1 protein-coding gene is annotated in these 698 nt (G+C 67.9%); it reads right to left on the reverse strand.

All coding sequences use genetic code 11. The features are described 5' to 3' along the window. On the reverse strand, positions 1–680 hold a 680-nt coding region (locus tag ABD437_RS42895; RefSeq protein WP_425558393.1), incomplete at its 3' end, for an IS701 family transposase. Positions 681–698: the final 18 nt, after the last annotated feature.

A 698-nucleotide genomic window follows, 5' to 3' on the forward strand; every position in this document is an offset into this window, starting at 1 on the left:
GGGATTCCGCGCTCGTCCAGGGCCGAACGGAACGGACCGATGTCCCCATAGCCGGCGTCAGCGGCCAGCACCGGGGGCCGCAGACCCTGGCCGGCCAAGGCGTCGAGCATCTCGATCACCAGCATCCACTTCGGCCGGTTGACCTCCGCGTCCGGGATCGCGCAGCGTTCCCGCCGAGCCCTCACCGCGGCCGCGCCCTCCTCGTCGACGGCATGGGCGGGATCCCAGGACTTCGGCAGGAACAACCGCCAATCCAACGGACAGGACGCGGCGTCGGTGACCGCGTGGACACTGACCCCGATCTGGCAGTTGCCGACCTTGCCCAGAGTGCCCGAGTACTGCCGGGCGACCCCCGGCGACCCGGTGCCTTCCTTCGGGAAACCGGTGTCATCCACCACCCACGCCACCGGATCGATCAGCCCAGCCGCCCGCGCTGCGACCCGGGCCCGCACCATGGTGAAGTCCCACGTCGAAGACGTGACGAACTGCTGCAGACCCTGATGATCAACCCCCAGCCGCAACGCCATCGGCTGGATCGACTTACGCCGCCCGTCCAACAACAGACCACGCAGATACGTCTGACCCTTCACCCGCTGATCAGCACGCGCCAAGGACGCGAAAACCTCCACGGCGAACGACTCCAACCGCTCCCGCACACCATCAAGCTCCTCGGGGGTCACCGACGAAGGAAACTACCC

Origin of the sequence: Cryptosporangium japonicum (assembly GCF_039524755.1) — a bacterium.
Taxonomy (GTDB): Bacteria; Actinomycetota; Actinomycetes; order Mycobacteriales; family Cryptosporangiaceae; genus Cryptosporangium; species Cryptosporangium japonicum.